Here is a 23279-nt window from a genome sequence, read left to right on the forward strand (position 1 = left end):
GCCGGCCGGGACCCGTACTGCGTCAGCCCAGTACCTCGTTCAGCCCAGTACCTCGTCGGCCGTGGCCCGGAAGCGCTCGGCGGCCGCGGCGATCTCGTCCGGCCCGCTGAACACGGTGATTCCGGCATCGGCGCCCAGATAGGTGTCCGAGGTGCCCACTGTGAGGGCCACCGCGCGGCCCAGGACGTCGTCGGTACGGGGGAGGGCGCCGGGGCGGAAGTCCTGGCGCCGCCAGGCCGCTTCCGGGCGCCGGGACGGGCAGGGCCCGGTGTCGCCGGCGGCCAGGGCACGCAGCTCCGGCAGTCCGCCGTAGTAGTGCTTGGGCGAGTGCAGCAGCGTCTTCGTGCCCAGCCGCTTCGCCACGGCCTCGGCCGCGGCCCGCTCCTCGAAGAGGTGGACCAGAACGGTCGCGCAGTCCCCGGCGGGGTCGTGCGACGGACGGCGGACGACGCCGTCCCGCGGCGGGATGAGGGCGGCCAGCGCGTCCCGCTGCGCCCGAGTGCGGGCGAGGACGGTGTCCAGCCGGTCCAGCTGGGCGCGGGCGACCGCCGCCGTCAGCTCGGTCATCCGCAGGTTCAGCCCCAGCATCCGGTCGCCGGGCCCCTCCTCCGCGCGGTACGGGAACCAGCCGTGGTCGTGGAAGCCGTACGCACGCTGGAAGGTGCGCTCGTCGGCGGCCAGCAGGAACCCGCCGTCGCAGGCCGTGACCACCTTGAACATATTGAGCGAGAAAGCACCGGCCCGCCCGAAGCTGCCCAGCGGCCGGCCGCGGTACGTCCCGCCGCACGCCTGCGCCGCGTCCTCCAGCACCAGCAGTCCGTGCTCTTCCGCGATCCCCAGCAGCGCGGCCATGTCACAGGGCGCGCCCAGCATGTGGAGGGGCATCAACGCCTTCGTGCGCGGCGTGATGCGGGCCCGGACGTCGGCCGGATCCAGGGTCAGCGTCTCGTCGATCTCCGCCACGACGGGCGTGGCCCCGCAGTGGACGATGGCGGCGACAGAGGCGACGTAGAGGTACCCGGGGACGATGACCTCGTCGCCCGGGCCGATGTCCAGCGCCGCCAGCGCCGTGAGCAGCGCCGACGTGCCGCTGTTGACGGACAGGCAGTACGGGCTCGCCAGGCGGCGCGCGGCCTCCTCCTCGAACAGCCGGGTCTGGGTGAGGTCTCCGAGGGGGTAGGAGTGCGCCGCGGTGGTGCGGGACCACGTGTTCAGCACCTGTTGGACGTTGGCGCGTTCCTCGTCCCCGAAGAAGGCGTAGCCGGGACCGGGCATGGGCGGACTCCTCAAGATCGCGGATGGCGGACCGCTGGTCGCGGGCGGGTGGTCAGAACACGACGGGGCAGTACGGTGCCGGGTCGTGCCGGAAGGCGGCAGCGGCGGCCTGCACCGCGCCGGGGCGCAGCTCCGCCACCCGCCCGGCCCGTGCGAGCTGTACGAGGGAGCCGCCGCCGAGCAGGATGGCTCCCAACTCCCGCGCGGTGAGCGCCAGATCAGCGTTCGCGCGGGTCCGGACGCAGTCGGCTCCCGTGGTGCCCGTGATGAGCCGCCACCGGCCCTCGTTCCACGGACAGAGCGGGTCCGTCACCTCCAGGACGACCTCGGCCTCGGTGGCGTAGCCGCGGCCGGACAGCGCGCGGTCGACGTCGACGGCCCTGGCGTAGAGCTGGTCGCGCACGGTCGGCGCCGCGCTGCGCGGGTCCGCGAGCAGGGCCAGTACCGGATCGTCGACCGGGCGCGCGTCGGCGGTGACCGTGCCGCCGAGGTCCACGTCCAGCAGCGCCCGCCACAGGAAGGCGTAGGCGGCCGGGTCGCAGGCGCTCAACTCCTGTACGGAGACGGTGTACCGGGGGTAGGAGTGGGTCCAGCCGGCGGTGAGCCGGTAGAGGGCGTAGCCGCGTACGCCCGCGCCGTCCGTCGCGAGCATGCACAGCAGGCGTCCGGCGCCGTGCCGGTCGGCGGGCGGGTCGGCGAGGGCTTGGCGCAGCCAGGCGCCCTCGCGGCGCAGCATTCCGGGGCGCTCGGCCAGGCAGGCGCGGCAGACCCTGGCGATGGCCGCCTCGGCCTCGGCGGGCGAGGTGACCTCCAGGGTGAGCGGCGGACCGTCGTCCGCCGGACCCTCGGCCAGCGCGCGGGCCTCCACCGGGATGGTGAGGCTGACGGCCTGGCTGGCAGCGCCGAAGCCGAAGCGGCCGTAGAGGGCCGGCTCGGTGGCGTTGAGGACCGCGACCGGCTCGGCCCGCGTGGTGTGCAGGTCGGAGAGGACCCGCAGGATCATGTCGCGCATCAGGCCGCGGCGGCGGTGCGCGGGGGAGACGGCCACGTAGCCGATGCCGAAGACGGGGCGCGGGCCGGTGCCGGGCAGCGTCATGTCCAGGGAGTAGCCGGCCAGCGTGGCGCAGGGCCGGCCCGCGGCGCACGCGAGCAGCGAGCGCTTGGGCTCCAGCAACTCGGCGACGGTCGCGCGATGTTCCGGTGAATGGTCGTATCCGCCGTAGGCGAGTCCCACCACCTCGGTGAAATCGGACCAGTCGTCAGGAGCGCGGAAGTCGTAATCCGGTGACGGCGGTTTCGAGGAAAGTGGTTCCGGTGACCGCGATTTCGAAGAGAAGGGTGAGGGAGAATGCATAGGACACCTCCGACCGATTCCGGCTGAGGCCCGAGTGGGCAGCACAACAGAAAAGGGATTCAGTCGGCGCGTATGACGGGCAGGCCGTACTGCCCGCAGTCGAGGTCATTTCCAGAGGGGGGCGGATGCCGCCTTGCGGAAAGGACCGTCGCGAGGCCCGGATCGCGATCTCCTACACGCGCCGATGAATCGAGTCGGGGCCGCCAGAGGCTGTCCTCCACACTGTGGAGAAGGCCATGAACTGTCAACCCCCGCAGCCGCCCGGGATTCGGCGGGGCGGCCGCCCGTCGTTGCCGGTCAACGCCCTTTCCGGCCATCCGGCGAAAGCCCGGTACCACGCGTTTCGCATCCGGCCATTCTCTCCGGAACCGCCGCGACCGGCCGGGAAATCCCCGCAGACTCTGTGCAGCGGCCGAGACGGATCGGCTGATCTGGACATGACGTGACGGGAGCCGATATGACCAACGGCAAGCTCGTTTCCGGCAGGACGGTGCCCGGCGAGGGGTGGGTCGCCTACCCCGACCGCAACGGTGACGGCGTGTACCTCGACGTCGACACCTCGGAGGGGAAATTCACCACGACGCCCGCGTATATCGCGGCCCTCACCGGTGACGACCGCATGTGGATGACCACCGGCGGCAACACCGTCTATGCCGCCACCCCGACCGGTTTCCGCATTTATGTGCGGCGTGTGGACCGGCAGGCGATCGACCCCGAGTACGCCGCCAAGAACGGCTGGCACATCGCCTGGATCGCGGCCGAGGTCTGATCGCGCGAGACACATCCGAAGAGCGGCCGTCGGTCGCGGGGTAGTCCGGCCGGGTGGGGTGGGGCCGCGCAGCTCTCCGACGGCTGCTCGTTCCGCGCGTACGGCAAGTCCAGCGGATACGCTCGGCGCGCCGCGCAACGACGAGCCGAGGACGCCATGACCGAGAGACCGGCCTTTGCCTACGTCACCTACATCGAGAGCACCCCGGAGAAGGTCTGGTACGCGCTGACCGACCCCGACCTGACGGCCGCGTACTGGGGCCACAGCAACGTCTCGGACTGGCGGACCGGCTCCCCCTGGGAGCACCGGCGCACGGACGGCTCGGGCCTCGCCGACGTCGTCGGGCTGGTCGTCGAGAGCGCCCCGCCGCGGCGGCTGGTCACCACGTGGGCCGAGCCGGGCGAGGAGCCACCCGGCGGCCCGTCCACGGTCACCTTCGGCATCGAGGCGTACGGCGGCATCGTCCGGCTCACCGTGACCCACGAGAACCTGGCCGACGAGGCCGAGCGCGCGGCCGCGGCCGGCGGCTGGGCGGCGGTCCTCTCCAACCTCAAGACCCTCCTGGAGACCGGCAGCCCGCTCCCCGAAGAGCCCTGGCACATGCCGTCCTCCTGAACGCCTGACTCCTGGATGCCGTCCTCTTGAAGCCTGCCCTCTGAGTTCCCGCCCCTGGCGCGGCACCCCCGGTGTACCCACCAAGCATCTGTAATGATGGGGTAAAGGGTAATGATCAGGTAAAGGAGATCGCGTCCGGTCCGCGCCACGGCGCTGCCCGGCGCGGCATCCGGGGAGGACACGATGGGGACGCGACGCACTTCGCTGCCGGGCGTCGGCACGCGGTACGACTTCACCACGCACGCCGGACAGCACCTCTCCGTGGTGGTGCACCACGACGGACGCCGCTTCATCGGCTTCTACGCCGCCGATGACCCCGATACCTGCCAGTCCTCGGTCCCCTTGGAACGGGAGGAGGCAACCGCCCTCGCGCACCTCATCGATCCGGCGCCGCTGGACGCCGTCCGCACCGACGGCATCGACCTGGTCACCGAGCACATCCAGATAGGCAGCCGCTCCCCGTACGGCGGCCGGCTGCTCGGCGACACCGGGGCCCGCACCCGTACCGGCGCGTCCATCGTCGCGGTGCTGCGCCGCACGAGCGCGCACCCGTCCCCGGGCCCCGACTTCCGTTTCGCCATCGGCGACACCCTCGTCGCGGTCGGCACCCGTGAGGGCGTCGACGCCCTCGCCGCGATCATCGCCGGAGGCTGACTATGCATGAGACCACCGCACTGCTCGTGGAGTTCGGCGCCGTCATCCTCGCCCTCGGCCTCCTCGGGCGGCTGGCCGGCCGGGTCGGCCTCTCGCCCATACCCCTCTACCTCCTCGCCGGGCTCGCCTTCGGACACGGCGGACTGCTGCCGCTCAACGCCAGCGAGGAGTTCGTCGGCGTCGGCGCCGAGATCGGCGTCATCCTGCTGCTGCTCCTGCTCGGCCTCGAATACAGCGCCTCCGAGCTGGTGACCAGCCTCAGGACCCAATACCCCTCCGGTGCCGTCGACTTCCTGCTGAACGCCGTACCGGGAGCGGCCGCCGCGCTGCTGCTGGGCTGGGGCCCGGTCGCCGCCGTCGCGCTGGCCGGCGTCACCTGGATCTCCTCCTCCGGCGTCATCGCCAAGGTCCTCACCGACCTCGGCCGGCTCGGCAACCGCGAGACCCCCGTCATCCTCGGCGTCCTCGTCCTCGAAGACCTCTCCATGGCGGTCTATCTGCCGCTGCTGACCGCGCTGCTGGCCGGCGTCGGACTCGCGGGCGGCAGCGTCACGCTGCTCATCGCGCTCGGCGCCGTCGGCCTCGTGCTCTACCTCGCGCTCCGGCACGGCCGGCTGATCAGCCGCTGGGTCTCCTCGGACAACCCCGAGATGCTGCTCCTGGTCGTCCTCGGGCTGACCGTGCTCGTCGCGGGCATCGCCCAGCAGCTCCAGGTCTCCGCGGCGGTCGGCGCGTTCCTCGTCGGCATCGCGCTGTCCGGCGAGGTCGCCGAGGGCGCGCGCAAGCTCCTCACGCCGCTGCGCGACCTCTTCGCCGCGATCTTCTTCGTCTTCTTCGGCCTGTCCACCGACCCGACCGCCATCCCGCCGGTACTGCTCCCGGCGCTGCTGCTCGCGGCCGTCACCACCGTGACCAAGATTCTCACGGGCTGGTACGCGGCCCGGCGCGCCGGCATCGGGCCGAACGGGCGGCTGCGCGCGGGCGGCGCGCTCGTCGCACGCGGCGAGTTCTCCATCGTCATCGCCGGGCTCACCACGGCCGTCGAACCGCGGATCGGCCCGATCGCCACCGCATACGTCCTGATCATGGTCATCCTCGGCCCGCTGACCGCGCGCTGGGCGGCACCGGCCGTCAACCGCGCCCGGACCGCCCTGCTGCCGCTCTTCGGCATCACCTCCCGCAGACCCGCCACGCCCGCCCCGGAAACCCCGTCCGAAGCACCCGAAGAGACCCCCGCGCCCCGTGAGGACGCACATGCTCTGCCGCCACACGGGTAACCGAAGCGTCGTACAGACCAACTGCAGCAGGTCCACCTGAAGCGAGGGGGCTCCATGGCGCGGTCACCGCTGTCACTCCGGCGCAGCAATGCCAGGAAGAAGAAGCGCGGCCGGCCGGCGACGGGCGGCGGGGCACCACTCCCGCCGCCCGTGCAGGCGTTGGTGATGCTGCTGGCGTTCGCCGTCATGGTGGCCTTCGGAGCCGTACTGGCGCAGTTGACCCTCCAGCCGTCGGCCGCCTCCGAGGCGCTCACGCACACCAATCTGCGGCCCGGCGACACTCTGCGCGACTACCTCGGGCAGCCCGCGTTCATCGACACTGTCAAGCAGCTCGGCGGGAACATCCTGCTGGGTCTGCCCTTCGGGCTGCTGCTGCCGGTCGTGGCGCCCAGGGCGCGCGGGCTGCTGCGGGTGGTCGTGGTGACCGCGCTGGTCATGCTGCTGGTCGAGCTGGTGCAAGGGGCCCTGGTCACCGGGCGCGCCTTCGACATCGACGACGTCATCCTCAACACCACGGGCGCGCTCCTCGGCTACGTCCTGCTCGGCCGCCGCCTCGGCCGCGCCGTTCATCCCAGGCGCCGCCACTGGTGACAGCGGCGCGCCAGTGCGGTATAGCCCTCAGCCCCCGGCGAGCAGCCGCCCCGCACCCGGTACGACGGGATCCAGGCCCAGTTCGGTGAGGATGCGGTACGTGGTGGCGGTGGCCGCGGAAAGTACCGGCAGCCCCGCCTCGTCCTCGACCGGCTGGATCGCCGGCAGCGACGGCATCTGCACGCACGCGGAGAGGACCAGCGCGTCGGCCCGGCCGAGGTCCAGCTTCCGCCAGTGGTCGCGCAGATCCTCCGGGTCGAGCCGGGCGACCGCGAGATTGTCGGGTACCTCCAGGCTGAGCGCGTCGACCACCTCCACGCCCGCGTCCTCGATGTAGTCGACGACCAGCCGGGTCAGGTCCTTCATGTACGGAGTGAGGATCGCGACCCGGCGGGCGCCCAGCGCCGCGATGCCGTCGAGCAGCGCACCGGCGCTGGAGACCACCGGCGCCTGTGCGCCCTGGCCGCGCAGCGCCTTCGTGATCTCCGCCTCGGCCGTGCAGTGGTGGCCCGGGCCCTGCGCCATGATCGCCACCAGGCAGGCGGTGGCCACGACGTCGGGACGGGCGTCGGCGAGTTCGAGCGCGGCCCGCTCGGTCTGCGCGTTCATGCCGCGGAGCTGCTCGGGCGTGACGTGCTGCATGCGCATCCGGCTGCTGTGGAAGACGAAGCGGTCGCCGGGCCGCGCCCGCTCCCGGTCCCGCAGCATGCGCGGCAGCTCGGTCTCCATCGTCAGGTTGGAGCTCGGCACGATCATGCCGATGTGGTGGTCCGTCACGGGTCTCTCCGGTGGGGTCAGGACTCCTTGGCCAGGCCCTCCCAGTGGTCGGCCAGGGATGTCAGCAGGTGCATGAGGTCCGCGCGCTGCTCGGCGTCGTACGGACCGAGGAGCCGTTCGTCCAGGGCGCGCGCCCGGTCGTTGGCGTCGCGGAGGGTCCGCTCGCCCTCCTCGGTCAGGTACAGCAGCTTGCGGCGGCCGTCGGCGGCGGCGGTGCGGCGGACGAGCAGCCCGCGGTTCTCCAGCCGCCGGGCCACGTCCGCCATCGTGGAGGTGTCCAGGGCCACGGCCGAGGCCATCGATCTCTGGTCGCGGCCCGGTGCTGCGCCCACGGCGGTCAGCACCGCGAACTGCGGTCCGGTGAGCGTGGGGTCCACGGCCCGTACCCAGACCGCGAGATACGCCTGATAGAGGCGGCGTACCTGGTAGCCGGGTGCGGCGGTGAGGGCCGTGGGCACCTTCGGGGGCTCGGACGAAAGTGCTACGGATTCGGTGTTGTCAGCCATGGGCCAACTCAACCACGGCGGATAGCCGGGATGACGGCGGACCAGCAGGTCACGGCAGCATGGCGGTGAGTGCCGTGCGCAGCGCGGCCAGCGCCGCCGGCGGGTTGTCCCAGAAGATCATGTGGCCGGCGTCCGGGATCTCGGCGAAGGCGGCGGAGGGCAGCGCGGCAGCGGCCTCGGCCGCCCCCTCGGCCGTGACCACCGGGCTGTCGGCCCCGTACAGCAGCGCCGTCGGCCCCGGCACGGAAGGCCACCAGTCGAAGAAGTCCTCCGTCTCGAAGCCGCGGTGCGTGGCCACGATCGCCTCCCGCTCGCAACTGCTCAGCCAGCGGGCCCGCAACTCCTGCTCCCGGCGCGGCCAGCGCGGCCACGAGGCGGCCACCTCGTCGGCGTCGGTGCCGCGCACGGCCTGGTCGAGCTGCCCGAGGAACGCGTCCAGGGTCGTCGGATACGGGCCCCGGCCGGGCCCGCTCAGCGGCGGGTCGGCGAGCACCGTACCGCCGAGCGGCACCTTGCCTCGTACCGTGGTGGCCGCCGCGATCCGCGCGCCCATCGAGTGCCCGAAGAGCACCGGGCGCTCCAGCCCGAGCCCGGTGACCACGGCCTCGGTGTCCTCGGCGTACTCCTCCAGCGTGTACCGCCCGCCGCCGTCCGACAGCCCGCGCCCGCGGACATCAACCACCAACGGCCGTACCAGGTCGGTGAGTTCACGGGCGACGAAGTCCATGGTGACGGCCGGGCTGGTGATACCGGGCAGGATCACCACGGGGACGCCGGGGCCGCCGTAGTCGAGTACGTGCAGCCGGGCGGCGCCGGAGCGTACCCAGCGGCTGGTGGCGGGAATGCCGGCGAGGTCCGCCGACGCGGCCTGGCTGATCGACCGCCGGTCCTGTTCGTGCTGCGGCATGGGGAGTTCCTTGAGATAGTCGACCGCTTCGGCGAGCGCGATGACGTCGCCGTACTTCGCCTGGATGTCGAAGAGGTTCGCCTCGTGCGGCCCGGGCGCGCGGTCACCCACGCACTCCCGCGGCACGAGCACCGGGAAACCGGACTGCACCGCGTCCACCGCGGTCGCCCGCACACAGCCGCTGGTCGTCGCGCCGCACACCAGGACCGTGTCACAGCCCAGGCCGGCCAGCGTCGCGGCGAGCGAGGTGCCGAAGAACGCCGAAGCGCCCTTCTTCACGATCAGATGGTCCTCGGTGCGGCGCGGCAGCCGGGGGTCGAGGGCGACCGCCTCGCTGCCTTCGAGGAGGGCACGCATGCCCTGTGCCTTCTGCAGCCAGGTGATGCCGTCGCCGGCCGCCTCGGCGGGGGAGTACGCGATGGCGGTGAAGACGACCGGGACCCCGGCGGCCCGGCCGGCCTCGATCAACTCCCGTGTGGAGGCGACCACTTCGCTCAGATCGGTCCCGGAGGGGAAGGCGTCCTCGGTGAAGCCGCGGGTGAGGTCGACGACCACGATCGCGGGGCGGCTGCCGCGGCGCACGGGCGCGCCGAAGCCGGCCCGGTCGTACGTGGCGTCGGTGGCCGTTCCGTACTGGCTCGTGCTCATGCCCGCCGCACCGCCTTCAGCTCGCGCCGCAGCCCGGCCATCCGGCCGAGCAGCCAGCCCTCGAACAATCCGAAGGCGAAGGCGGCGGCCACGGGGCCGTACTTGGCCAGGGCCGGTCCGCCGATCATCGAGAGGCCGTCGAGCTCGGGGGCCGCCGGTGCCGCTGGCGCCGCCTGCGCCGGTGCAGCCTGCACACCCGCGACAGTCGGCACCCGCTCCTGATCCAGCAGGCTCCCCAGATTCTGCGCGAACTGCTGCAGGATCCGGTCCGAGACCGCCCCGATCGCGCCCTTCCCGAACTGCGCGATCTTCCCGCGGATGACCAGGTCCGTGTCCAGCCGCAGCAGCGCGCCCTCCGGCGCCTCCGCGACCACCAGCGTCACCTCGGCCTCGGCGTCGCCGCTGCCGTGCGTGTCGGCGCCGCGCGCCTGCACCCGCAGCCGCCGCTCCCCGGCATCGGCCTCCAGGAACCGTACGGTCCCCGCGTACGCCGCCGTGACCGGGCCGACCCGGACCGTCACCCGGCCCTGCCAGGCGTCCCCGTCCTGCCCGGTGAGCCTTCCGCCCGGCATACAGGAAGCGACCCGCTCGACGTCGTTGAGCAGCGCGAACACCTTGTCCGGTGGGGCCTTCACGGGAACCGTGTGGGTGAGCTGCATCAGTTCTCCTTCCCGGCGCGCCGGCGGGCCGCCGCACAGTCGTCGATGGCCTCGACGATGGTCTGGTAGCCGGTGCACCGGCACAGGTTGGCGGCGACCACCTCGCGGATCTCCTCCTTGCTCGCGTCCGGCCGCTCGGCGAGGAACCCCTCGGCGAGCATCAGGAACCCGGGTGTGCAGAAGCCGCACTGCAGCCCGTGGTGTTCACTGAACGCCCGTTGCAGATCACTGAGTTCGCACTCGCCAGTGCCCTGTGAAAGGGACTCGACAGTACGGATCCGTGTCCCCTCCGCCTGTGCCGCGAACATCAGGCAGGCCCGTACGGGACGGTCGTCGACCAGCACCGTGCAGGCCCCGCAGATGCCGTGCTCGCAGCCGACGTGTGTGCCGGTCAGCCGCAGGTCGTGGCGGAGCACGTCGACGAGGGTGCGGCGGGACTCGGCGACTACCTCGTGCTCCTCACCGTTGACATCAAGAGTCATCAACTGCAGATCTGTCATCGGGTGTGCTCCAGGGTCCGCTGCCGCCGCAGTGCGTTGTGTACTGCCTCCGGCGTGATCGGGGTGTGGTCCAGCTCGACGCCGGTGGTGCGCAGGGCGTCGTTGACGGCGTTCAGTACGGCTGCCGGGGCGCCGATCGTGCCGCCCTCGCCGGCGCCCTTCGCGCCGGTCTCGGTGAACGCGCACGGCGTCTCCAGATGGTGGATCGCAACATCCGGGATCTCGTGCGCGGTGGGCACCTTGTAGTCCATGAAGCCGGTCGCGGACGGCTCGCCCTGCGCGTCGTACGTCACCTGCTCGAACAGTGCGCCCGCGATGCCCTGCGCGATGCCGCCCCGGCACTGCCCCTCCACCACCTGCGGATTGATGGCCACGCCGCAGTCCTCGACGCAGAGGTACCGCAGGATCTCCACCTGTCCGGTGCCTTCGTGCAGCTCCACCACGCAGGCGTGGGTGGCGTTGGAGAACGTGCCGTCGTTGAAGACGTCGAACGCGGCGGTGCCGGTCAGCCCCGGCGCGATGTCCTTCGGCAGCAGATGCGCCTTGAGGTACGCGATCTCGGCCAGTTGCTCGTACGAGAGGGAGACGGCAGGCTCGTCGCGGCGGCGTACGCACCCCTCGCCGCACTCCGTCTCCTCCGGTGCCACGCCCCAGCGGGCCGCGGCGATCCGGCGGAGCTTCTTCCCCAGCTCGGCGGCGGCCAGCCGCACGGCGCTGCCGCCGACCGTGATCGACCGGCTGGCGAAGGTGCCCCAGCCGTAGGTGATCCGGTCGGTGTCGCCCTGGTGCAGCTTCACCTTCGCGAGCGGCAGGCCCAGTTCGTCGGCGACGATCTGCGCCATGGTCGTCTCGTGGCTCTGGCCGTGGCTCATCGTGCCGGTGGTGACCGTGACCGCGCCGCTGGTGTCCATCCGGACCTCGGAGAGGTCGAAGCCGGGGACCACCTCCATCTTGCGCTGCGCGAAGGCGGTGGAGCCGTAGCCGGTGCGTTCGCTGAAGCAGGAGTAGCCGATGCCGAGGTGGCGCCCCTCCGCCGCGGCCGCCGCCTGCTTCTCGTACCAGCCCTCCTCCCGCACGGTCCGCTCGCACAGGTCCAGCGCCTCGCGGTAGGAGCCCGGGTCGTAGGTGATGCCATTGACGCCCGTGTACGGGAAGTCGGTGATGACGTTGCGGCGGCGGATCTCGACGGGGTCCAGGCCCAGTTCGCGTGCGGCCCGCTCGAAGAGCCGCTCGACGACCATGACGTACTGCGGGCGGCTGACGCCCCGGTACGGGGCGGTGGGCGCCTTGTTGGTGGTGATGGCCCGGCCGCGCACCCGGTAGGCGGGCACCTTGTACACGCCCGGCATCTCGGCCGACGCCATCAGCGGCTCGATGCCCGCGGTGAAGGGGTAGCAGGAGTACGCGCCCATGTCGCACACCACGTCGGCGTCCAGCCCGAGGATGCGGCCCTCGGCGTCGAACGCGGCCCGTACGTCGTAGTGCTGCTCGCGGGCGAGGAAGGAGGCGGTCAGCGCGTCCTTGCGGTCCTCGATCCACTTGACCGGGCGGCGCAGCCGGAGTGCTGCGGCAGCGGCAGCGATCTCTTCCCGGCCGACGACGCACTTCAGGCCGAAGCCACCGCCCATGTCCGGCACCCGCACCCGTACGGCCCGTTCGTCCAGGCCGAGGCAGCGCGCGGCGACCGTGCGCACCTGGTGCGGGACCTGCGTACAGGTCTCCAGTACGAGCTGCTCCTCGCGGTCGTCCCAGTGCGCCACCGTGCCGCGGGTCTCCAGCGGCAGCGCGTTCTGCCGCCCCGTGCGGGAGTCGACGTGCACCACGCACGGCGCGGCCGCGAAGACCGCGTCGATGCCCTCGGAGGCGAAGAGGGAGACGTCCACGAGGGTGTTGCGCGGCGCCGCGTCGTGCAGGAGCGGGGCGCCTTCAGCGAGCGCCTCGTCCTCGCAGGTCACGGGGGCGAGGGGCGCATAGCTCACCTTGGCCGCCTCCAGACCGTCCTCGGCGGCGTACGCGTCCCGCGCGACGACGATGGCGAGCGGCTCGCCGACGTACCGCACCCGGTCTCGGGCCAGGACCGGCATGGCCGTGGGCACGAATTCTGTGAGCGGGCGGTCCAGCCGGGCCGTGATGTCACCGAGGCCCAGGTCCGCGGCGGTGAACGCCGCGACCACGCCCGGCACTTGACGCACAGCGCTCAGGTCGACGGCGGTGACCTCGGCGTGTGCGACGGTGCTGCGGACGAACTGCGCGTGCAGCATGCCCGGCAGCGCGATGTCGTCGACGAACCGGCCGCGGCCGGTGAGCAGCCGCGGGTCCTCGCGGCGGGCGACCGACCGGCCGACCAGCCGGTCCTCCGTACTACGGGGTGTCACGGTGACATCGCCTCCTCGCAGGCGCGCCGGACAAGGGTGCGGATGAGGTGGCGGCGGTACTCCGGGCTGCCGTTGGCGTCGCCCGGCGGATCGCTCGCGTCGGCCGCGGCGGCCGCGCACTCGGCGAAGGTGCCCCCGCCCGCCAGCACGGCCTCCGCCTCGGGAACCCGTACCGTCGCCGGTGCCACGCCGCCCAGCGCCACCCGCCCGCCGCGTACCGAGCCGTCCTCGGCATCGAGGTCGATGGCGGCCGCCACGATCGCGAAGTCCCCGTGGCGCTCGGCGAATTCGGTGAGCGCGGCGTGCGGGGCGGGCCGCGGGAAGACGGCCTCGACGAGGAGTTCGCCGGGGTCCAGCGCGGTCGTGTAGTAGCCGAAGAAGAAGTCCTCGGCGCGGATCCGGCGGCGGCCGTGCGGCCCCTCGGCCACCAGCTCGGCACCGAGCGCGACGGCCAGCAGGCACCACTCGGCGGTGGCGTCGGCGTGCGCGAGGCTGCCGCCGACCGTGCCGCGGGTCCGGATCGGCAGATGGCCGATCCAGCGCATGGCCCGGCGCAGCACGCCGAACCCCGGCTCCAGGACGCCCGGCGGGGCGGTCTCCACCGTGTGGTGCGTGGTCAGCGCCCCGATGTGCAGACCGCCGTCGGCGTCCCTGTGCAGGTGGTCGAGGGCGCGCAGGCCGCCGATGTCGACCAGGTGGGCCGGGCGGGCCAGCCGGTAGTTCATCATCGCGACCAGGCTCTGGCCACCGGCGATGACCTTGGCGTCGGCTCCCAGCTCGGCCAGCAGCCGGGTGGCGTCCTCGGTACTGCGTGCCCGGTGGTAGCGGAAGGGGGCGGGTTTCATGGTCCTCCTCTCAGCGAGACGGACGGGCTAGTTCGTCGGCTCCGGTACGGGTTGTTCCTCGAACGGGGCGTCCAGCGCCTGCCCCTTCGTCTCGGGCGCCGCGACCGCCATCCAGCCGACCGCGAGCAGTACCGCCAGGGCGAGTACGGCAAAGGTCAGCGGCAGTCCGAGCACCGGCCACAGCACCGAACCGAACAGCATCGGCGCGAATCCCGTGAGCACCCGGCTGACGGACGAGGCCCAGCCGAAGCCGCTCGCCCGCAGCCGCGTCGGGTACAGCTCGGCGACGTACGCGTACATCGCGGGGATGGTGAGCTGCATCAGGAAGCCGAAGGCGCCGATGGCCACGACGGAGCCGGTCGGCATCTTCAGCACCAGCGCGAAGACCACCAGCGCCAGGGACGCGACCGGCGCCGAGACGCCGATCAGCCACTTGCGGCCGACCAGGTCCACCAGCGCGGTGGAGACCAGCACGCCCACGATGCCGACGCCGCTCATCAGCGTGGTGTTCATGAACGCCGCGGTGTCGCCGAGCCCTTCCTCCTTGAGGATCGACGGCAGCCAGCTCAGCGCCGCGTAGTACACGAGCATGACGGTCGCGAAGAGCAGCCAGGCGGCGGAGGTGATCCGCGGGCTGAACCGCCAGAGTCCGACGAGCTGTTCGACCGCGGCCCGCGGGCCCCGCGTCCGCTCCTCGGCCACCGGCGCGGGGATGACGTACGGCTCGGCGGGCGCGCCGGTGCGGGCCACCAGGTCGTCGATGACGGCCCGCGCCTCCGCCTCGCGGCCCTTCCGCGAGAGGTAGACCGGCGACTCGGGTACGCCGCGGCGCACCCAGAAGAGCAGCAGCGCCGGCAGGCTCATCGTGGCGAGCATCCACCGCCAGTTGCCGTCCAGCGGCAGCATCGCGGTCGACACCAGGCCGCACAGCGTCACGCCCACCGGCCACCACGCGTCCAGCGCGGTCAGCACCCGCCCGCGGTACTTCCGCGGTGAGAACTCACCCACCAGCGCGTAGTCCACGGGGATGCAGCCGCCGAGCCCGACGCCGGCCAGGAAGCGCAGCGCCAGGAAGACCGGGTAGGCCGGGGCGAGCGCGCCGAGCACCGAGAACACCGCGAAGATCAGCAGGGTGACGCTGAACGCCTTCTTGCGGCCGATGCGGTCGGCGACCGCGCCCCAGGCCACCGCGCCGACGGCCATGCCGACGAGGTTGGCGGTGGCCACCAGGCCGCGGGCGCCGAGCGAGAGGTCGAAGTGCGCGCCGACCAGCGGCATCAGGAAGCCGTTGAGCGCGATGTCGTACGCGTCGAAGAGGTAGCCGAGGCCGCCGATGAGGAAGATCCGGCCCTGTACCCCCCATCTCCAGGGGAGGTCCTGGACGATCTGATCGCCTGTCTTCATGGTCGCTCCAAGGGACAGCCGGGTCGGGTCAGCGGGCGAACTGGTAGGAGAAGGCGACGGCGTCGGGGTCGTGGAGCGGGGTGCCGCCCCACAGCCACTCGTAGGACAGGTCGGACTCGCCCTCGAAGCGCCGGAGCTTCTCGTCCCGGGCGCGCTGCTCCGGCCCGTCGGGGAAGTGGTAGAAGGTCTTGTTCTGCAGCGAGGCGTCCTGCACCATCCCGGCGTGCTTGGCCCGCCGGCCGACGTAGCGGCGCAGCGCCGCCTCGATGTCGCCGGTGTTCACCCCGCCCAGCTCCTCCGCCAGCACCGCCGCGTCCTCCATCGCCTGCGAGGCGCCCTGCGCCTGGTACGGAAGCATGGCGTGGCAGGCGTCGCCCAGCAGCGCGACACGGCCGTCCATCCAGACCGGGTCCCGCCGCCGGTGGTACAGCGCGAAGCAGCTCACGTCCTCCTTGGCCTTGGAGAGCATCGCGGGCACCCGGTCGTCCCAGCCGGGGAACGCGTCCACGAGATCCTGCGTGGTCGCGGCGACGGTCCACTTCTCCGCGACCTCGTCCGTGCAGGGCACGCACGCGACGATGTTGAGGAACTCCCCGCGCCGGATCATGTAATGGACCAGATGCCGGTCCGGGCCGTACCAGATGGTGCTCTGGTACCGGTCGACCAGCCAGCGGGTGGCGGGGTCGGCCGCGATCAGGTCGCCGGGGATCAGCGCCCGGAACGCCATCTCGCCGGAGAACTCCAGCGTGTCCGCCGCGCCCATCAGATCGCGCACCCGGCTGCGGATGCCATCGGCGCCGATCAGCACGTCCCCGGCGTACCGGCGGCCGTCGTCGGTGACGGCCACCGGGCGCGCGGGGTCGGACCGGTCCAGCTCCGCGACCCGGCTGGAGGTGTGGACCTCCACGGCCGGACCGGGGCCCGCCGGGTCGAGGCAGGCTTCCATAAGCACGCGGTGCAGGTCGGCCCGGTGGTAGTGCCAGTACGGGGCGTTGTACCGGTCCTTGCAGTGCTGCCCGAGCGAGGTGAGGCCGATGACGCTGCCGTCCTGCCAGCGCCGCCTGACCTGGTCCAGCGGCTCGGTGTGGATGGCCTCCAACTGCCGGCGCAGGCCGAGCCCGAGGAGGATCCGGCTGGCGTTGGGCGCGGTCTGGATGCCCGCGCCGACCTCGCCGAGCTGCGGCGCCTGCTCAAGGACGGTGACCCGCAGGCCCTGATGGCGCAGGGCCAGGGCGGCGGTCATGCCGCCCAGACCGCCGCCGACGACGGTGACTTCGTAGGACTGACTGGGCACCACTTCTCCTCCAAGGCGATCAAGGCGAGTCGGGGGTACGCGGACTCGGGCCCGTCAGCCGTCGTCGGTGAGCCTGCCGTCGACCACGACATCGGTACCGTCGACGGACACGGTGCAGCCGCGCATGGCGATGTCGAGGTGGGCATAGGACTCGCGGCCCAGCACCGGGTGCGGTCCGGTGGACCACAGGAAATTGCCGGCGAAGGCGCGGGCGTCCATGCCCATCAGCTCGTCCTTGCCGTACATCGCGGTGGCGAACCAGTCCGCCGTACGCATCAGACCCCACCCCATGTGGGAGAGGCTGCGCCCCCACTTGTCGTCCGCGTCCTCGAAGAAGGTGTCCAGCAGCTTCGCCTCGGCGCCCCCGCTCACCTTCTCGATGTGTCCCGCGGCGATCTCCAGCGTGACCGGCTCCCGTACGTACTCCTTGAACGGCAGCAGGATGTCTCCCTCGCCGAGCACGATCCGCCCGTCGGAGATCTCCGGCCAGCACAGCACCATCGTGCTGGGCCAGTGGTCCCAGCGCCCCGGATCGTCAGCGAAGCCGCACTGGAACTCCGGCTTCGAGCCGCTGAGCTGCACGGTCAGGTCGGTGCCCGCGGCGGAGCCGACCCGCATGACGGACGACCGCTTCAGCAGCTCGACGCCTTCCAGTACGGCGTCCTTGTCCGCCTCCTCGGGGAGGTTCCGTACGAGGACGTCGGGGGCGTCGCAGACGAAGATGATGCGCGTGCCGGCCTTGAGGATCTCCTGCTGCACGGGCGCGTGGATGAACCCCTCGCGGGTCAGGTCGACGACCAGATCGGCGGATTTCAGCAGGTCCTGGGCGGTGGTGTCGTTCAGTACGGAGGTGAGGCCCGGGCCCGCGCCGGTGTGCGTGCTGGGCATGGGGGCCGGGGTGCCGCCGGGCACGGTGGCGGCGATGACGTGGGCGCCGCACGCCTTGGCGGCGCCGAAGGCGGCCGCCACGTAGTCGCCGCGGCTGCCCGGCTCGGCGAGGACGACGACGTGCTCGTCGCTGCGGAGCTTGCACAGGCGCAGTTCGCGGGTGAAGGCGTCGAGCAGGTCGACGGAGGAAAGATCGAACACGGGTCCTCCAAGGACGTACGGGGGAACGTACGGGACGTGGGCTCGCTCGGGAGCCCGTGGAGTGCGTCGTGCGGGGCGGGCAGATGCCTGCGCAAGGCGTGCGCAGGCATGCGTGATGAGCCCGCCGAACATGCTCTGATCATGCTCTGATCTGCGGTGACGCGCCGGTCGGCGCGTCCCGATGGAGATAATCCGAACACGTACGATCTCGCCTTGGCAAGGGGTGCGGCGCGAGTTCACCCGGTTCTTCCGTGCCGGAACGACGACGGAAACACGCCGCATCCGGAGGAGGGTGCGGCGTCCGGGTGGCTTCCCTTGACGGCATGGGTGGCGTATGCCCTGGCGGGGCGGGCGGCCGCGAAGTACGATAGGTCTCGTACATTCGTTCCGCCCGGCCCTCGTGCGCCGACCGACAGGAGCCGTCATGCCCGCCACCTCGACGCCGTCCGGGGGCGCCCCGCGCGTGCTGGGGCACCCGAGCCGCGACGCCATCCGGCTGGAGGACGTGCTGCACGCGCTCGCCGACCCCGTCCGCCTCGGGATCGTGCTGGTGCTGGACGAGGCCGAAGGGGAATGCTCCTGCTCGGTCTTCGACGCGCCCGTCAGCAAGTCGACGCTCACCCACCACTTCCGGGTGCTGCGCGAGCACGGCGTGATCACACAGGCGTACCGCGGCACGGCCAAGATGAACGCGCTGCGCAGGGATGACCTGGAGGACCTCTTCCCGGGCCTGCTGGACACCGTCCTCACCGCGGCCCGGCGGCAGGCGGCGGCCGGTCTCGGCGCCGGCGCCGGCGCGGCCGCGACAGGTGCGACCAGCCGGTCCTGACCAGTCGTTCCTGGGGGCCCGGAACTCCTCCCGGGCCCCCGCCGACCGGCGGGGGCGGGCAGCCCGCGATCTCGTCTTCAGGTCCCGTCCGGGCGCCCCTTACCTGCCGTAACCTCGATCGCGGGAAGCGCCGCGTGGGCCTTGGGGCCGGCGGCCGGCAGCGGGGACGAGGTGCTCGGGTGATTCGGGTCGTGGTCGTGGACGACGAGGAGCTGGTGCGTTCCGGGCTGCGGCTGATCCTCGGCTCGGCGCCCGACATCGAGGTGGTCGCGGACTGCGGCGGCGCCGCGGCGCGGGCCACGCTGCTGGCCCACCGCCCGGACGTGCTGCTGCTGGACATCCGGATGCCGGACGTGGACGGGCTGACCATCCTGCGCGGGCTGCGCGACCTGCCGCAGCCCCCGAAGACCGCCATGCTGACCACCTTCGACGGCGAGGAGTACCTCGGCGCGGCACTCCACGAGGGGGCGGCGGGGTTCCTCCTGAAGGACACGGCCCCCGAGCAACTGGTGCACGCCGTACGGGTACTGGTCGACGGCGGACGGGTGCTCGCGCCCGGCGTCACCCCGGCAGTCATCGGCGGCTACCTCGGCGGCAAGCCGGACGCGGCCGCGGCGCGCAGCGTCAGCGGCCTCACCGACCGCGAACGCCAGGTGCTCGCGTTGGTCGGCGAGGGCCACTCGAACGGCGAGATAGCGCTGCGCCTGCACCTGGCGCACGGCACGGTCAAGGACCACGTCAGCGCGCTGCTCGCGAAGCTGGGCGGACTCAACCGCGTACAGGCAGCGGTGATCGCCGACCGGGCCGGACTGGTCACGCCGGCCCACTTGCACGGCGCCGAGCGGCGGTGAGCGCCCTTGCGCCGGTGCTCCTCGTGGGCCCGGCGCCGGCCGGTCACCGACCGGCCCGGCCTCCGTCCCATCGCCCGGTCACTGCCCCGACTGCGCCGCCTCCAGCAGCCCTTCCCAGTCCGGGATCTTGACCGTCGTACGCCCCAGCTCCTGGCCCAGCGCCGCCTCCGCCGCCTCGATCCCCAGCCAGCCCGGCCACGGCACCGGCCGCTGCCCGGCCCGCCGCAGCGCCGCCACCGGGTCCTCCGGCAGCTCGCGCCCGGCCAGCCCCGGCGCGTCCTCGAGCAGCGAGCCGACGGTCTGCTTCGCGCACGGCCGGTTCGTACCGATCACCCCGGTCGGCCCGCGCTTGATCCACCCGGCGACGTACTCGCCCGGGCACGTCGTGCCGTCCCGCAGCACCCGCCCCTCCGCGTTCGGCACCGTCCCCGTCTCCGCGTCGAACGGCAGCCCCGGCTGCGCCACACCCCGGTACCCCACCGAGCGCAGCACCAGCCCCGCCTCGATGTCCTCGTACTGCCCGGTGCCGCGCACCCCGCCCTGCCCGTCCGGCGCCGTCCGCTCGAACCGCACGGCCCGCACACCGTCCCGCGCGTCGCCGATCAGCTCGGCGGGGCGCAGGTAGAACCGCAGGTGGATGCGGCGCCGCGGGCCGTCGGGCGGCGACACGGGCCGCTGGGACCACTCCCGCAGCACATCGACATTGCGGCGCACCACGGCCGGCAGCGCGCCGGGGTCCGCGCCGCACGCCGGGTCCATCGCCAGCTCATCGGGGCGTACCACCACATCGGCGCCGGGCAGCGCGCCCAGCTCCCGCAGCTCCTTCGTGGTGAACTTCGCCTGCGTGGGGCCGCGCCGCCCCACCATCCAGACATCGCGCACACCGCTGCCGGCGAGCGCTTCGAGGGCGGGCTGCGGCACGTCCGTCGGCACCAGGTCACCGGCCGCGCGGGCGAGGATCCGCGCCACGTCGACGGCGACATTGCCCACGCCGATGACCACGGCGGACGACCTGCCGAGCGCGAAGCCGCCGGCCGCCGCCGCGTCCGGATGCGCGCTGTACCAGGACACGAACTCCGTGGCGGAGCGGCTGCCCGGCAGCTCCTCGCCCGGGATGCCGAGCCGCCGGTCGGTGGCGGCGCCCACGCAGTACACCACCGCGTGGAAGATGCGGCGCAGCCCGGCGTGGTCGAGCCCGCCCGTGCCGACGTCCACGTGGCCCAGGAAATGGACCCGTGGATGTTCCAGCACGGTGCGCAGCGTGTGCTGCAGGCTCTTGATCTTCTCGTGGTCGGGCGCCACGCCGTACCGCACGAGTCCGTACGGGCATGGCAGCCGGTCCAGGACGTATACCTCGACGTCCGGGACGGCCTGTTGCTGGACGAGGGCCTGAGCGGTGTAGACCCCGCTCGGTCCCGATCCGATCACTGCGACACGAAGCACTGGGAGGCCCCTTCCGCGGGATGTCTCCAGGATCGCACCACTGTGCGGTAGAGGGGAGTGTGCCGCGCGGATGTGCCCCCTGGGGTGGCGCAAAACGCCACGGGAACGATCCGAAACACGCGCCCTGCGCCGCCCCGCCCGCCGCACAGGACGACACGTCGTACGGCACGCCCTACGGCATTCCCTGCGACGCACTCTCCGGCACTTCCTACGGCGCCGCCTTCCGCATCCGGTCGATCTCGGCCGTCTGCTGGGCGATGACGTCGGTGGCCATCTCCTCCACACGGACGTTGTTGCCGTCGGAGAGCACCTCCGTCGCCATGGTCACCGCGCCCTGGTGGTGGGTGATCATCAGCTTCAGGAAGAGCGCGTCGAAGCGCTCGCCACGGGCCGCGCGCAGCCGGCCGAGCTGGGCGTCGGTCGCCATACCGGGCATGGCGGCGTACTCCGCCCCTTGATCACCATGGCCCTCGTGCCCATGCTGTGCGCGCGGCCCGCCGTGCTTCGTCAGCCAGCCCTTCATCGCGTCGATCTCGGGCCGCTGGGCGGCGTCGATCCGGTCGGCGATCCGCCGTACCGTCGCCGACTCGGCGTGTTTGTCCGCGAGTTCGGTCATCACCAGGGCCTGCCCGTGGTGCTCGATCATCATCTGGACGTACGAGAAGTCGGCGGAGTTCGGCGAGTCGTCGCCGATTTCCTTGCGTGCCTCGTCGGGGGAGAGCGTACGGGCCGGTTCGCCGGGCTTCCCGGGCGCGATGACCTGCTGCCCGGCGTCACCGGCGGCCGCGTCGTCCCGCCCGCCGCCCGCCTCGCAACCGCTCAGTCCGAGGACCGCGACGGCGACGGCCGCGACGACCCCGGCGGCGGTTCTCCTGGCACGCCCGACACGCTTCACCGCGAACTCCCGTCCTAGACCAGCCCGTTCGTTGCCCACGCATGACATCTTCATTGCCCCCTATTGAGATGTACATGAGCGGCGCGATACTACCCAGGGTCAAACCCAGGCCCAGGCCCAGACCCGGGCTCAGGACAACCGTTCACCACCCCGGACGGACTCAAGGGAGGACGCTGTGACGTCGTCGACGCACAGACCCACGGCACCAACGGTACGAAGACCACTCGCAGGCCGGTCACTCGCACGCCGGTCCCTCACGCGCCGCGGGCACCTCCGCGCGGCCGTGGCCGCATGCGGCCTGATCGCCTCGCTTTTCGCGGCCGGACCGGCCGCCGCCACCCCGGACCCGGGCGACACCCCGTCCGTACACCGGGAAGTGAGCAGCGGTCAGCGCGCCGACACCAAGGCGGCCATGGAGAACGGCGAGATCCCCGGCGTGGACGAGATCGTCCACAGCGACAACGTCCAGCACCTCGCCAACCTCCCCAAGACGGCGCTGAAGAGCACCAATTCGGACCTCGCCTTCCAGGGGAAGTACGCGTTCGCGGGCAACTACGACGGCTTCGCGATCTACGACATCTCCCGGCCCAGCGCACCCCGCACCGTGAGCCAGGTCCTCTGCCCCGGCTCCCAGAACGACGTCTCGGTCTCCGGGGACCTGCTGTTCCTCTCCACCGACTCCTCGCGCAGCGACGACTCCTGCAGCAGCACCACGCAGCCCGCGACCGAGAAGTCCTCCTGGGAGGGCATGAAGGTCTTCGACATCAGCGACAAGAAGAATCCCCAGTACGTCGCCGCCGTCGAGACCGCCTGCGGCTCGCACACCCACACCCTGGCCCCGGACCGCAAGAACGTCTACGTCTACGTCTCCTCCTACTCACCCAGCGAGACGTTCCCCGACTGCCAACCGCCGCACGACGGCATCTCCGTGATCAAGGTGCCGCGCTCGGCGCCCGAGAAGGCCGCGGTCGTCGACTTCCCCGTGCTCTTCCCCGACGGCGGCAACCCGGGCGGCCCCGCCAACCCCGGCGTCTCCAAGACCACGGGCTGCCACGACCTCACCACCTTCCCGAAGCTGAAGCTGGCGGCCGGCGCGTGCATGGGTGACGGCATCCTGCTCGACATCAAGGACCCCGCCGCACCGAAGGTCATCGACCGGGTCCAGGACAACGTGAACTTCGCCTTCTGGCACTCCGCCACGTTCAACGAGAGCGGCAAGAAGGTCGTCTTCACCGACGAACTGGGCGGCGGCGTGGCCCCGACCTGCAACGAGAAGACCGGCCCGACGCGCGGCGCGGACGGCATCTACGACATCACCGGCAAGGGCGACCACCGCAAGCTGGTCTTCCGCGGCTACTACAAGATCCCGCGCCACCAGGCCGACACCGAGAACTGCGTCGCGCACAACGGCTCGCTCATCCCGGTCAAGGGCCGCGACATCATGGTGCAGGCGTGGTACCAGGGCGGCGTCTCCATCTGGGACTTCACCGACTCCACCGCGCCCAAGGAGATCGGCTACTTCGAGCGCGGCCCGCTCTCCGCCGACACCCTCGACACCGGCGGCTCCTGGTCCGCGTACTACTACAACGGCCACATCTACTCCAACGACATCGCCAAGGGCTTCGACGTCCTGAAGATCAGCGACCCCCGCACGGACAGCGCGCGCTCGGTCCACCTGTCGGAACTGAACGTCCAGACCCAGCCCGACTACCGCTGACGGCT

The 23279-nt window shown here is 72.1% G+C and carries 22 protein-coding genes and 1 pseudogene; 8 read left to right on the forward strand and 15 right to left on the reverse strand.

All coding sequences use genetic code 11. The features are described from left to right. Nucleotides 1-39: 39 nt before the first annotated feature. The gene (locus IG84_RS0109575) at nt 40-1275 is read right to left on the reverse strand and encodes a DegT/DnrJ/EryC1/StrS family aminotransferase (RefSeq protein ID WP_031053848.1); all 1236 of its coding nucleotides are present in this window, start codon (nt 1273-1275) and stop codon (nt 40-42) included. Nucleotides 1276-1327: 52 nt separating this feature from the next. Beyond that, nucleotides 1328-2629 carry a GNAT family N-acetyltransferase gene (locus tag IG84_RS0109580; RefSeq protein WP_078648713.1) on the reverse strand — a complete coding sequence of 434 codons (1302 nt, stop codon included), beginning with the start codon at nt 2627-2629 and terminating at the stop codon, nt 1328-1330. Nucleotides 2630-3086: 457 nt separating this feature from the next. On the opposite strand from IG84_RS0109580, the gene IG84_RS0109585 reads away from it, so the two are divergent. The 5 genes from IG84_RS0109585 (at nt 3087) to IG84_RS0109605 (ending at nt 6535) form a co-directional block, all read left to right on the forward strand. Beyond that, entirely contained in the window at nt 3087-3398 is a 312-nt protein-coding gene (locus IG84_RS0109585; protein WP_031053852.1) for a hypothetical protein, read from the forward strand. A 156-nt stretch (nt 3399-3554) separates the two neighbouring features. Continuing rightward, nucleotides 3555-4013 (forward strand): SRPBCC domain-containing protein, encoded by a 459-nt coding sequence (locus tag IG84_RS0109590; protein ID WP_037799660.1) that lies wholly within the window; start codon nt 3555-3557, stop codon nt 4011-4013. A 183-nt stretch (nt 4014-4196) separates the two neighbouring features. Further along, the gene (locus IG84_RS0109595) at nt 4197-4667 is read left to right on the forward strand and encodes a cation:proton antiporter regulatory subunit (RefSeq protein ID WP_030261727.1); all 471 of its coding nucleotides are present in this window, start codon (nt 4197-4199) and stop codon (nt 4665-4667) included. A gap of 2 nt (nt 4668-4669) precedes the next feature. After that, complete coding sequence (locus tag IG84_RS0109600) at nt 4670-5944, forward strand: cation:proton antiporter (RefSeq protein ID WP_078648714.1); 1275 nt, start codon at nt 4670-4672, stop codon at nt 5942-5944. Between the two features lie 54 nt (nt 5945-5998). After that, nucleotides 5999-6535, forward strand: coding sequence for a VanZ family protein (locus IG84_RS0109605; protein ID WP_245659281.1), 537 nt, complete (start codon nt 5999-6001; stop codon nt 6533-6535). 27 nt (nt 6536-6562) lie between these two features. Here IG84_RS0109605 and IG84_RS0109610 read toward each other — a convergent pair whose 3' ends face one another. From IG84_RS0109610 to IG84_RS0109655, 11 genes and pseudogenes are all read right to left on the reverse strand, one after another. Next, a complete protein-coding gene (locus tag IG84_RS0109610) occupies nt 6563-7312 on the reverse strand; it encodes a maleate cis-trans isomerase family protein (RefSeq protein WP_031053865.1) in 750 nt (249 codons plus the stop codon). A 17-nt stretch (nt 7313-7329) separates the two neighbouring features. Beyond that, a complete protein-coding gene (locus tag IG84_RS0109615) occupies nt 7330-7818 on the reverse strand; it encodes a MarR family winged helix-turn-helix transcriptional regulator (protein WP_031053867.1) in 489 nt (162 codons plus the stop codon). A gap of 49 nt (nt 7819-7867) precedes the next feature. Then, nucleotides 7868-8725: an alpha/beta fold hydrolase gene (locus tag IG84_RS41790; RefSeq protein ID WP_031053870.1), complete on the reverse strand. Its 858-nt coding sequence runs from the start codon at nt 8723-8725 to the stop codon at nt 7868-7870. Beyond that, nucleotides 8726-9373, reverse strand: a pseudogene (locus tag IG84_RS41795) (isochorismatase family protein); the annotation flags it as partial. It abuts the gene before it with no gap. Beyond that, complete coding sequence (locus tag IG84_RS0109625; RefSeq protein WP_031053871.1) at nt 9370-10032, reverse strand: SRPBCC family protein; 663 nt, start codon at nt 10030-10032, stop codon at nt 9370-9372. The gene IG84_RS0109625 and the pseudogene IG84_RS41795, both read right to left, overlap by 4 nt. Next, complete coding sequence (locus tag IG84_RS0109630; protein WP_031053873.1) at nt 10032-10532, reverse strand: (2Fe-2S)-binding protein; 501 nt, start codon at nt 10530-10532, stop codon at nt 10032-10034. The genes IG84_RS0109625 and IG84_RS0109630 overlap by 1 nt, the downstream gene beginning before the upstream one ends. After that, nucleotides 10529-12907 (reverse strand): xanthine dehydrogenase family protein molybdopterin-binding subunit, encoded by a 2379-nt coding sequence (locus tag IG84_RS0109635; RefSeq protein ID WP_031053875.1) that lies wholly within the window; start codon nt 12905-12907, stop codon nt 10529-10531. Before IG84_RS0109635 ends, IG84_RS0109630 begins: the two co-directional genes overlap by 4 nt. Beyond that, nucleotides 12904-13752 carry an FAD binding domain-containing protein gene (locus IG84_RS0109640; RefSeq protein ID WP_031053877.1) on the reverse strand — a complete coding sequence of 283 codons (849 nt, stop codon included), beginning with the start codon at nt 13750-13752 and terminating at the stop codon, nt 12904-12906. Before IG84_RS0109640 ends, IG84_RS0109635 begins: the two co-directional genes overlap by 4 nt. Nucleotides 13753-13779: 27 nt before the next feature. Further along, entirely contained in the window at nt 13780-15156 is a 1377-nt protein-coding gene (locus IG84_RS0109645; protein WP_031053880.1) for an MFS transporter, read from the reverse strand. A 28-nt stretch (nt 15157-15184) separates the two neighbouring features. Further along, a complete protein-coding gene (locus IG84_RS0109650; RefSeq protein ID WP_031053882.1) occupies nt 15185-16453 on the reverse strand; it encodes an FAD-dependent monooxygenase in 1269 nt (422 codons plus the stop codon). A 51-nt stretch (nt 16454-16504) separates the two neighbouring features. Then, on the reverse strand, nt 16505-17539 hold the full coding sequence (locus tag IG84_RS0109655; protein WP_031053885.1) for a 2,5-dihydroxypyridine 5,6-dioxygenase NicX family protein: 1035 nt from the start codon (nt 17537-17539) through the stop codon (nt 16505-16507). Nucleotides 17540-17963: 424 nt separating this feature from the next. Here IG84_RS0109655 and IG84_RS0109660 point away from each other — a divergent pair, with 424 nt between their 5' ends. Together IG84_RS0109660 and IG84_RS0109665 are read left to right on the forward strand one after the other, a co-directional pair. Then, nucleotides 17964-18368 carry an ArsR/SmtB family transcription factor gene (locus IG84_RS0109660; RefSeq protein ID WP_031053886.1) on the forward strand — a complete coding sequence of 135 codons (405 nt, stop codon included), beginning with the start codon at nt 17964-17966 and terminating at the stop codon, nt 18366-18368. Nucleotides 18369-18547: 179 nt separating this feature from the next. Further along, nucleotides 18548-19219, forward strand: a complete 672-nt coding sequence (locus IG84_RS0109665; protein WP_037799663.1) for a response regulator — start codon at nt 18548-18550, stop codon at nt 19217-19219. Nucleotides 19220-19297: 78 nt separating this feature from the next. On the opposite strand, the gene IG84_RS0109670 is transcribed toward IG84_RS0109665, so the two are convergent. Beyond that, nucleotides 19298-20662: an FAD-dependent oxidoreductase gene (locus IG84_RS0109670; protein WP_031053891.1), complete on the reverse strand. Its 1365-nt coding sequence runs from the start codon at nt 20660-20662 to the stop codon at nt 19298-19300. Nucleotides 20663-20870: 208 nt separating this feature from the next. Next, a complete protein-coding gene (locus IG84_RS0109675) occupies nt 20871-21605 on the reverse strand; it encodes a DUF305 domain-containing protein (protein WP_078648716.1) in 735 nt (244 codons plus the stop codon). A 235-nt stretch (nt 21606-21840) separates the two neighbouring features. On the opposite strand from IG84_RS0109675, the gene IG84_RS0109680 reads away from it, so the two are divergent. Beyond that, nucleotides 21841-23274, forward strand: a complete 1434-nt coding sequence (locus tag IG84_RS0109680) for an LVIVD repeat-containing protein (protein WP_037799665.1) — start codon at nt 21841-21843, stop codon at nt 23272-23274. Nucleotides 23275-23279 lie beyond the last annotated feature (5 nt).

Origin of the sequence: Streptomyces ochraceiscleroticus, assembly GCF_000720485.1 — a bacterium.
GTDB lineage: Bacteria > Actinomycetota > Actinomycetes > Streptomycetales > Streptomycetaceae > Streptomyces > Streptomyces ochraceiscleroticus.

What these genes read in the sequence shown, in the direction of transcription:
- IG84_RS0109600 (WP_078648714.1), top strand. Translation starts at nt 4,670, where the DNA reads ATGCATGAGACCACCGCACTGCTCGTGGAGTTCGGCGCCGTCATCCTC.
- IG84_RS0109595 (WP_030261727.1), top strand. Translation starts at nt 4,197, where the DNA reads ATGGGGACGCGACGCACTTCGCTGCCGGGCGTCGGCACGCGGTACGAC.
- IG84_RS0109660 (WP_031053886.1), top strand. Translation starts at nt 17,964, where the DNA reads ATGCCCGCCACCTCGACGCCGTCCGGGGGCGCCCCGCGCGTGCTGGGG.
- IG84_RS0109590 (WP_037799660.1), top strand. Translation starts at nt 3,555, where the DNA reads ATGACCGAGAGACCGGCCTTTGCCTACGTCACCTACATCGAGAGCACC.
- IG84_RS0109675 (WP_078648716.1), bottom strand. Translation starts at nt 21,605, where the DNA reads ATGTCATGCGTGGGCAACGAACGGGCTGGTCTAGGACGGGAGTTCGCG.
- IG84_RS0109630 (WP_031053873.1), bottom strand. Translation starts at nt 10,532, where the DNA reads ATGACAGATCTGCAGTTGATGACTCTTGATGTCAACGGTGAGGAGCAC.
- IG84_RS0109625 (WP_031053871.1), bottom strand. Translation starts at nt 10,032, where the DNA reads ATGCAGCTCACCCACACGGTTCCCGTGAAGGCCCCACCGGACAAGGTG.
- IG84_RS0109640 (WP_031053877.1), bottom strand. Translation starts at nt 13,752, where the DNA reads ATGAAACCCGCCCCCTTCCGCTACCACCGGGCACGCAGTACCGAGGAC.
- IG84_RS0109645 (WP_031053880.1), bottom strand. Translation starts at nt 15,156, where the DNA reads ATGAAGACAGGCGATCAGATCGTCCAGGACCTCCCCTGGAGATGGGGG.
- IG84_RS0109605 (WP_245659281.1), top strand. Translation starts at nt 5,999, where the DNA reads ATGGCGCGGTCACCGCTGTCACTCCGGCGCAGCAATGCCAGGAAGAAG.
- IG84_RS0109580 (WP_078648713.1), bottom strand. Translation starts at nt 2,629, where the DNA reads ATGCATTCTCCCTCACCCTTCTCTTCGAAATCGCGGTCACCGGAACCA.
- IG84_RS41790 (WP_031053870.1), bottom strand. Translation starts at nt 8,725, where the DNA reads ATGCCGCAGCACGAACAGGACCGGCGGTCGATCAGCCAGGCCGCGTCG.
- IG84_RS0109615 (WP_031053867.1), bottom strand. Translation starts at nt 7,818, where the DNA reads ATGGCTGACAACACCGAATCCGTAGCACTTTCGTCCGAGCCCCCGAAG.
- IG84_RS0109585 (WP_031053852.1), top strand. Translation starts at nt 3,087, where the DNA reads ATGACCAACGGCAAGCTCGTTTCCGGCAGGACGGTGCCCGGCGAGGGG.
- IG84_RS0109575 (WP_031053848.1), bottom strand. Translation starts at nt 1,275, where the DNA reads ATGCCCGGTCCCGGCTACGCCTTCTTCGGGGACGAGGAACGCGCCAAC.